General features: G+C 54.6%; 10 protein-coding genes. 8 read left to right on the top strand and 2 right to left on the bottom strand.

Features of this window, described 5'->3' with window-relative positions; translation table 11 throughout:
* Together MVD07_RS04330 and MVD07_RS04325 are read left to right on the top strand one after the other, a co-directional pair.
* On the top strand, positions 1 to 405 hold a 405-nt coding region (locus MVD07_RS04330; RefSeq protein WP_297499057.1), incomplete at its 5' end, for an ABC transporter permease.
* A gap of 57 nt (positions 406 to 462) precedes the next feature.
* On the top strand, positions 463 to 1,020 hold the full coding sequence (locus MVD07_RS04325) for a TATA-box-binding protein (protein ID WP_297499056.1): 558 nt from the start codon (positions 463 to 465) through the stop codon (positions 1,018 to 1,020).
* A gap of 6 nt (positions 1,021 to 1,026) precedes the next feature.
* On the opposite strand, the gene MVD07_RS10940 is transcribed toward MVD07_RS04325, so the two are convergent.
* Positions 1,027 to 1,287 carry an OsmC family protein gene (locus tag MVD07_RS10940; protein ID WP_366078456.1) on the bottom strand — a complete coding sequence of 87 codons (261 nt, stop codon included), beginning with the start codon at positions 1,285 to 1,287 and terminating at the stop codon, positions 1,027 to 1,029.
* 229 nt (positions 1,288 to 1,516) lie between these two features.
* On the opposite strand from MVD07_RS10940, the gene MVD07_RS04315 reads away from it, so the two are divergent.
* From MVD07_RS04315 to MVD07_RS04300, 4 genes are all read left to right on the top strand, one after another.
* On the top strand, positions 1,517 to 1,831 hold the full coding sequence (locus MVD07_RS04315) for a NifB/NifX family molybdenum-iron cluster-binding protein (RefSeq protein WP_297499055.1): 315 nt from the start codon (positions 1,517 to 1,519) through the stop codon (positions 1,829 to 1,831).
* Positions 1,832 to 1,903: 72 nt separating this feature from the next.
* Complete coding sequence (locus tag MVD07_RS04310) at positions 1,904 to 3,061, top strand: iron ABC transporter substrate-binding protein (RefSeq protein ID WP_297499068.1); 1,158 nt, start codon at positions 1,904 to 1,906, stop codon at positions 3,059 to 3,061.
* Between the two features lie 5 nt (positions 3,062 to 3,066).
* Complete coding sequence (locus MVD07_RS04305) at positions 3,067 to 4,101, top strand: iron ABC transporter permease (RefSeq protein ID WP_297499066.1); 1,035 nt, start codon at positions 3,067 to 3,069, stop codon at positions 4,099 to 4,101.
* Positions 4,098 to 4,838: an ABC transporter ATP-binding protein gene (locus tag MVD07_RS04300; RefSeq protein WP_297499054.1), complete on the top strand. Its 741-nt coding sequence runs from the start codon at positions 4,098 to 4,100 to the stop codon at positions 4,836 to 4,838. Before MVD07_RS04305 ends, MVD07_RS04300 begins: the two co-directional genes overlap by 4 nt.
* Here the strand turns inward: MVD07_RS04300 and MVD07_RS04295 are convergent.
* Positions 4,835 to 5,794, bottom strand: coding sequence for a tetratricopeptide repeat protein (locus MVD07_RS04295; RefSeq protein ID WP_297499053.1), 960 nt, complete (start codon positions 5,792 to 5,794; stop codon positions 4,835 to 4,837). The genes MVD07_RS04300 and MVD07_RS04295 overlap by 4 nt on opposite strands.
* Positions 5,795 to 5,863: 69 nt before the next feature.
* Here MVD07_RS04295 and MVD07_RS04290 point away from each other — a divergent pair, with 69 nt between their 5' ends.
* Together MVD07_RS04290 and MVD07_RS04285 are read left to right on the top strand one after the other, a co-directional pair.
* Positions 5,864 to 6,799, top strand: coding sequence for a ribonuclease Z (locus MVD07_RS04290; protein ID WP_297499052.1), 936 nt, complete (start codon positions 5,864 to 5,866; stop codon positions 6,797 to 6,799).
* Positions 6,796 to 7,449 (top strand): TraB/GumN family protein, encoded by a 654-nt coding sequence (locus MVD07_RS04285; protein ID WP_297499051.1) that lies wholly within the window; start codon positions 6,796 to 6,798, stop codon positions 7,447 to 7,449. Before MVD07_RS04290 ends, MVD07_RS04285 begins: the two co-directional genes overlap by 4 nt.
* Positions 7,450 to 7,485: the final 36 nt, after the last annotated feature.

The following is a 7,485-nucleotide window of genomic DNA, read 5'->3' as shown; positions in this document are numbered from 1 at the left end:
ATAGCGATTCCCGCGATGCTATACCTCTCTGCCGTTCCGGGAATGGTGGTTTTTCTGAGCGCTACTCTCCTCGCGGTCGGAACCTTCTCAGCTATGACGGTTTTAATGTCTTCTTACCCGCCGACGGACGTTCCTGCCGACGTAATGATGCTCTCCTCCCTCGTCAAGTTCTCTCTCCTCTTCATAAGCGGTATCTTCGTGCCCCTTGAGAAGTTGCCACCTTACGGAAGGCTCATCTCCTACGTCTCTCCTTTAACCTACTACGTTGATGCCCTGAGGCATTCCTTCGGAGAAGGCTACCTCCCGTTATGGACCGACTTCGGGATGCTAATTCTATTCGGCGCTACCTTCTTCCTCGCGGGGGTTGCAGTCCACAAGAAAGTACTGGAAAGGAGGTTCACGTGAGCAGATACTTCCGTTAAAGTTAAGGTGTGGTGCTTCCACCCCTGAGCGGTGGGATCAATGTCGCTCCAAGTTGAGAACGTGGTGGCTTCCATTGACCTTCACGGGAATATTGACGTTAACAGGATTGCCAGTGAGCTTGACCCGGTTCATTATGACCCGTCGATATTCCCGGGGGCAGCTTACAAGATGGAATCCTTCGGCGTGACGTTTCTTATCTTTAACTCCGGAAAGCTCGTTTGTACCGGTGCAAAGAGCCTTGAAACCATAAAACAGGCCACCGAGGAACTCAAAAGAAAGCTCGAATCCCTCGGGCTAAAATTCAGAGGGGAACCGGAGATAACCATTCAGAACGTCGTGGCCGCAGGGGACATTGGCCTCGGACGAGTGGAACTCGATGAAATAGCGCTAACGCTACCCAACGTTGAGTACGAGCCGGAGATATTTCCCGGGGTGGTTTACAGGGTCAGGAACTCTAGAATGACCATACTCATCTTCAACAGTGGAAAAGTTGTGGTTTCAGGGGCTAAGGATGAGAACGACATCACGAAAGCAGTTGAAGAGCTCAAAAGAGACCTCTACAAGTATGAACTTCTGGAAGAAGACGACGAATGGTAAGAAACATCAGGAGCTTTCACGCCGGATTATCTCGACTTCGCCCCTTATCTTCTCTTTCCCGACGGTGTTGAAAACAGTCCCATACTTCTCGGCCAATTCCTTGACGCGGAATATCTTCCTCTCCGGCTCGTCGGTCACAACCCTAACGCGGTAGCTAATATCTTGAAGCCGGGGTTCCTTGAGGTTCCTCCAGCCTCTAACTTTGATGCTCATCTCCTCGACGTTGAGGCGCATCTTCTTGATGAGCCTCCCCCAGTTGACGGTCAAGCAGCCCCCTATGGCCGAAAGGAAGGAGGTATTCAGTCGGGTTCGGGCCGGCGTTGCGGCCGTCGGTGTTCGTGTCGATTTTGAAGGTGAACTCCCTTACCCTCGCGGTGCTCCCGACGTTGCCGTCCCACTCAAGTTCTGCCCTGTACCCAGGTCTCTCCATGGAACTACCGGCTTTTCTTTGGGATGAAGCTTAAAAACTGTTTCATAGATTATCCCCGGTGATTCTATGAAGGTCGTTGTGCCAACTTCAAAGGGAGGCTTGGATGACGAGGTTCACGAGAGTCTGGTTAGGGCCGAGACTTTTACGGTGGTGGAGCTTGAGGGAGGAAAGGTAAAGGACGTTAAGGTGATAGAAAACCCCTACAGGAGCGAGCCCCACGGTGCGGGCTCTAAGGTTGCCCTCTTTGTTGTGGATCTCGGGGCGGATGTTCTTGTGACTCGCGTTGACTGTCCAAAGGGAAAGCTTATACTCGACTCGGCGCGGGTTAAGGTCGTTAAGGTCGGGAGGGTAAGGGTCAGGGACGTCATCTCAGGGCTTTGAACCTCGGGTTGATAACATTGGTAAACCGAAACCGTTAAAAATGTGCTACTCTTTTTGGTACTGGTGATACCAGTGAGAAGGCTCCTCGGTGTTCTCCTGATGGTTCTGGTTGTTGTAGCGGCGGGCTGTGTAGGGACATCCACTTCGGGGGGTTCCTCAAGCTCTCCAACTCCAAATGCAACCAAGGGCCTCACCTACACCACTGTTACGGACGCACTGGGAAGGAGTGTAAAGGTGCCGGCCAACGTCACGCGCGTGGTGGCTGTCGGCCCCGGTGCCCTCAGGATTCTTGTCTATCTCAACGCCACTGAGAAGGTGGTTGGAATTGAGGAGTTCGAGAAGCGCTTCCCCTACGGCAGGCCCTACATTCTTGCCCATCCGGAGCTTTTGAAACTGCCCGTAATCGGCCCCGGGGGGCCGGGTAAGATGCCAGACCTTGAGGCCCTCCTCAAGGTTCACCCTCAGGTCATCTTCATGGTCTTCGTGAGCAGGCAGATGGCGGATGAAGTTCAGGAGAAAACTGGAATTCCGGTGGTTGTGCTCAGCTACGGGACGCTGGAAAACTTCACCGACAGGGCATTCTTCAACTCCCTCCTCTTGGCCGGAAAGATACTCGGAAGGGAGAGGCGCGCGAAAGAAGTTATAAGGTTCATCGAAAGCCAGCAGGCCTACCTTGAAAACCTCACAAAGGGCCTGAAGAGCCCGACCGTTTACGTCGGTGGCGTCGGCTTCAAGGGGGCTCACGGGATAACGAGCACCTTCACTGATTATGCCCCCTTCACGGTTCTTCACCTCAACAACGTCGCTTCTGACCTTAAGAGCACGAACTTCGGCTGGGTTCAAGTCGACAAGGAATGGCTCCTCAAGGCAAACCCTGACTACCTCTTCGTAGACGAAGGTGGCCTAAAGATTATCCTCGACGACTACAAGAACAACCCGGACTTCTACAACTCCCTTAGGGCAGTCAAGGAGGGCCACGTCTACGGCGTCCTGCCCTACAACTTCTACAACACCAACATTGGCATAGCTATGGCGGACGCATATTACATCGGGAAGGTTATCTATCCTAGTAGGTTTAAGAGCATCGACCCTGTAAAGAAGGCCAATGAGATATTCACCTTCCTCGTCGGGAAGCCGGTCTACGGAGAACTCGCCAAGGAGTTTGGTGGCTTTGGGAGGGTAAACCTCGAAAACGGCAACGTTAGCTACGGCCTGCCGATCAGCCCGTGATGGCCATGGACTACGGCTCCTACGTCAGGAGGAGATTCCTCATCGGCCTTTCCCTTTTCCTCGCCCTGTTAGCTGTCTTTATGGCTTCCCTCTCCCTCGGCCCCTACAAAATCCCCCTCGGCGATGTCGTCAGGGTTCTCTTTACGGGCGGGAGCGGGAACGAGAGGCTCGTCGTCCTCGACATAAGACTCCCCCGCATAGTGGCAGGAATCCTCGTCGGGGCCTCGATGGGTGTTGCCGGAGCCGTCCTTCAGGGCTACCTCAGGAACCCGCTGGCGACGCCCTTCACCATGGGTGTCTCGAACGGTGCAATGTTTGGAGCATCCTTGGCGATAATCCTTGGGGCTGGCTACACCCTGAACTCCGGTCAGATCTTCCTCAGCAACCCCTACGCTGTCGTCCTCTTCGCCTTCCTCGGTGCGATAAGCGCAACCCTCGTTATACTGATCCTCGCTAGGCTTAGGAGCCTCTCGCCTGAAGCGATAGTTCTAGCCGGTGTTGCAATGAGTTCGCTCTTCATAGCCCTAACAGCTCTCGTTCAGTACTTCGCAAACGAGCTCCAACTCTCGGCGATGGTTTACTGGAGTTTCGGGAACCTCGCGAGGGCAACCTGGGGGGAGAACACAATAATGGCGGTCTCCTTCACACTGGTCTTCGCTTACTTCTTCCTCAAGCGCTGGGATTTAAATGCCTCCACACTGGGCGATGAGATAGCGAGGAGCGTTGGGGTTAACATAGAGCGCGAGAGGCTCATCGGAACCTTCCTCTCTGCCTTCATAACCTCGGTAACCGTCGCCTTTGTTGGGGTAATCGGCTTCATAGGCCTCATAGCACCGCACTCCATGAGGCTCATTGCTGGTGGCGACTACCGCTTCCTGATTCCGCTTTCTGCTCTGGCCGGGGCGCTCCTTCTGGTTTCGGCCGACACCGTCGCTAGGCTCATAGTTTCGCCTATGAACCTACCTGTTGGTGTCATAACTTCTTTCCTTGGGGCCCCGACGTTCATATATCTCCTCGTGAGGATGGAGGGGAGGAGATGATAAAGGTTAGGAACCTTCACTTCTCCTATGGCAGGGGTGAGGTGCTCAGGGGCGTTAGCTTCGAGGCCGATGAAGGGGAGTTCCTAGCGATTCTTGGTCCGAACGGTGCCGGAAAGAGCACGCTCCTCCGTTGTCTGGCGGGAATCCTAAAGTGCGGTGGCGTTAGAATACTTGACAGGCCAGTCACAGACTATAAACCCAACGAGCTGGCGAGGCTCCTCGCCTACGTGCCCCAAAGAATCAGTGCCGGTTTCATGACGGTCTTCGATACGGTCCTTCTCGGCAGGAGGGCCTATATGGGGTTAACGCCCTCAAAGGAGGACATCGCCGTTGTTGACTCCATCCTCAAGAGGCTTGGGATAGGAGACCTTGCTCTCAAGAGGGCGAACGAGATAAGCGGCGGCGAGCTCCAGAAGGTCAGCATAGCCCGAGCCTTGGCTCAGGAGCCAAAAATCCTTCTGATGGACGAGCCGACGAACAACCTCGATTTGAAGAGTCAGCTAGAGGTCATGCGCCTCGCGAGAGAGTTCGCGAGAGACGGGGGGCTCTCGATAGTGGTTATGCATGACGTAAACCTTGCGATACGCTTCGCCGGCCGCTTCATATTCATGAAGGACGGGAAGGTAATGGCCGACGGTGGCCTGGAGGTTCTGAGCGAGGAGCTCTTCGAGACCGTTTACGGCGTTAGGGTAGAGATAGAAGAAATAAGGGGGATTCCAGTCGTGCTTCTCCTCTAAAGCTCGGCCTCGCCGAGCAGTTCGAGCATTTCAAGGAGACGCGGATCCTTTACTTTTTCCACGTCCTTCTTAACTTCCTCCTCCTCAACTTTCCCGTCCTTGAAGAGGGCCAGCTTTTTGACCGCTTCGAAGAAGTCCCTCAGCTCCGGAAGGGCCTCGCTAAAGGTGTCCACATTCAGGTAAACCGTCTCGAAGTCGTCCTCAAGGAAGAGCTGCCATAGGACGTCCATGAGCGAGCTGAAAGCTATGTCCTCGTAATCCGTCCCTCTGGCCCTTATGAGGGCGTAGAGACACTCCTGCAAAGCGGCCTCGTAGTTCTCGACCTCCTCGAACATCTCTTCAAAGCTCAGGTGGGCCTCAACAAGGAGCTCGTCCTCGTTGAGTATCTTTGGGAGGACGCCGGCTATTATAGCCTTGCCCCTGTATGTATCGCCGGCTTCGAATGTAATGTACCCCCTGTGTATCTCTATTCTCAGGAGTTCCTTCTCGTCTCCGAGCTTCTCGTAGAGCTCTCTGGCCTTTTCTATGAGCTGGAGCGCCTTCTCATACTCTTGGAGCTCCTCGTGTATCATCGCCATGCTGTAGTATATACTAGCTGCATGGCCGATGTTGCCATTTGCGACTTCCTCCTCAAGCAGGGCCCTGAAGAGTTCCAGGCTCTTTTCTAAGTCCCCTATGAGGTAGTAGAGGTCTGCCAGGTGGAACTTCGGTTCAAACTCTTCGCTCTCTTTGGCGAGCTTCTCGAACTCGTTTATCCTGTCCTCGTTGAGAACCTCGTGGTAGTAGTAGAGGACGAGCTTGTAGAGCTCCCAGTCCTTGGCTTCTAGGGCAAGCTTCTCCGCCTTCTCAAGGACTTCCCTCAGCTCTTCATCGCTTAGGTCATCCACGCGATAGTAGAGGAGTCTCCTGACCTTTTCAACGTCCTTTTCTTCGATGGCCTTCAGTATCTCCTTCATGGTTACACCCCCCAGGTTTAGGGCGTCGAATATTTTAACCCTTTGCTCCCCACTATTATGGGTGAGAACTTGGAGGTAATTTTCCTTGGAACGGGCGGGATAATGCCCACGCGCGAGAGGAACGTTCCGGCCATAGCAATCCGGTATCGCGGGGAAGTCATACTCTTCGACGTCGGTGAGGGCACGATAAGGCAGATGAACACGGCAAGGCTCAGCCCAATGAAGGTCAACAAAATCTTCATAACCCACTTCCATGGCGACCACTACCTTGGCCTCGGTGGGCTGATACAGACAATGAACCTCTGGAACCGGGAAAGGCCCCTCCACATCTACGGCCCGAAGTACACCTTCGAGTTCGTCCAGAACTTCCTCAACAGCGGTTTCTTCATGCCCGGTTTTGAGGTGCACGTCCACGAGCTCGGCGAGACGAGGCTGAGGTTCGGGAACTACGAAATCTGGAGCTTCAAGGTAGAACACGGCGTTCCAGCTCTCGGCTACGTCTTTAGGGAGAAGGATAAACGGGGAAAGTTTCTGCCGGAGAAGCTGGCCGAGTTCGGTCTCAGGCCCGGGCCGGTACTGGGAAGGCTTGAGAGGGAGGGCAAAATAGAGTTCAATGGCCGTCTGGTTCGCCTTGAGGACGTGACGGGGCCGAGGAGGAAAGGCGTTAAGGTAGTCTACACTGGTGACACAAAACCCTGTGAAAGGGTCAGGCTCTTCGCGGAGGGGGCAGACCTGCTCATCCACGAGGCGACGTACCTTTCCCCTGAGGACAGGGGTGAGAGCTACCACTCAACCGTTGAGGAGGCCTGTGAAACCGCGAGAAGGGCGAAGGTAAGGCTCCTAGCACTCTTCCACAGGGCCGTCCGCTACACCTACGAGGAGTATCTGGAAGAGTCCCGGAGGGTATGCACGGAGGTCGATTTTATAGTGCCCCATGACTTTGACGTGCTAACCTTTAAGTTTGGTAGATGGAAGATTAGAAACCTGGTGGAGGAGTCGAGATGAACTACCTGCGCTACGTGAAGCTGATAGGCACGATGCACGTCTCACCCAAAAGCAGGGAGGAGGTTGTGAGGACAATCCTTGAGGAGAGGCCCACCGCCGTCGCCGTCGAGCTCGACAGGGCCCGCTTTCTGGCCATGACTGAGAACGTTGTCTTTACCATGGGGGATGCCCTGCGCCTCGGCAGAAAGGGGCTGATAAACTATGCCCTCGCAAAGATAGAAGAGAGGCTCGGCGAAACCTTCGGCATGGCCCCCGGGGGAGAGATGAGAGGTGCGATAGAGGCAGTGAGGGCCCTTAAGGTGCCCCTCTACCTTATAGACGAGGATATAAACATCATCCTCGCGAAGCTCTCAAAGGCTCCCCTCAGGGAAAAGCTCCTCCTTGCCCTTGAGGGCCTTTCGGTCTTCCTCCCGCTCAAGTCGGAGCTGGGGGACCCCCTTGAGGAGTACCGCTGGATGATGCTTGAGTTCAGAAGGCGCTACCCCTACCTCTACCGCGTCCTTGTCGAGGAGAGGAACGAGGTAATGGCGGGGAACCTGATGGCGATAGTGGACTCCCTCCTCTCGGCGGGCGTAAAGCGGCCAAAGGTCATAGCGGTTGTGGGCCTCGGGCATAAAGCCGGCATTGAGAGGCTCCTCGGGAGGGCGTAGTTACTTTTATATTCTCCTTTTACCAGATTTCGTGGG

The sequence above is a fragment of the Thermococcus sp. genome, from assembly GCF_027008145.1.
Taxonomy (GTDB): domain Archaea; phylum Methanobacteriota_B; class Thermococci; order Thermococcales; family Thermococcaceae; genus Thermococcus.
The sequence above is the reverse complement of the archived record's forward strand: the minus strand, read 5'-3'. Positions and strand labels throughout refer to the sequence as shown.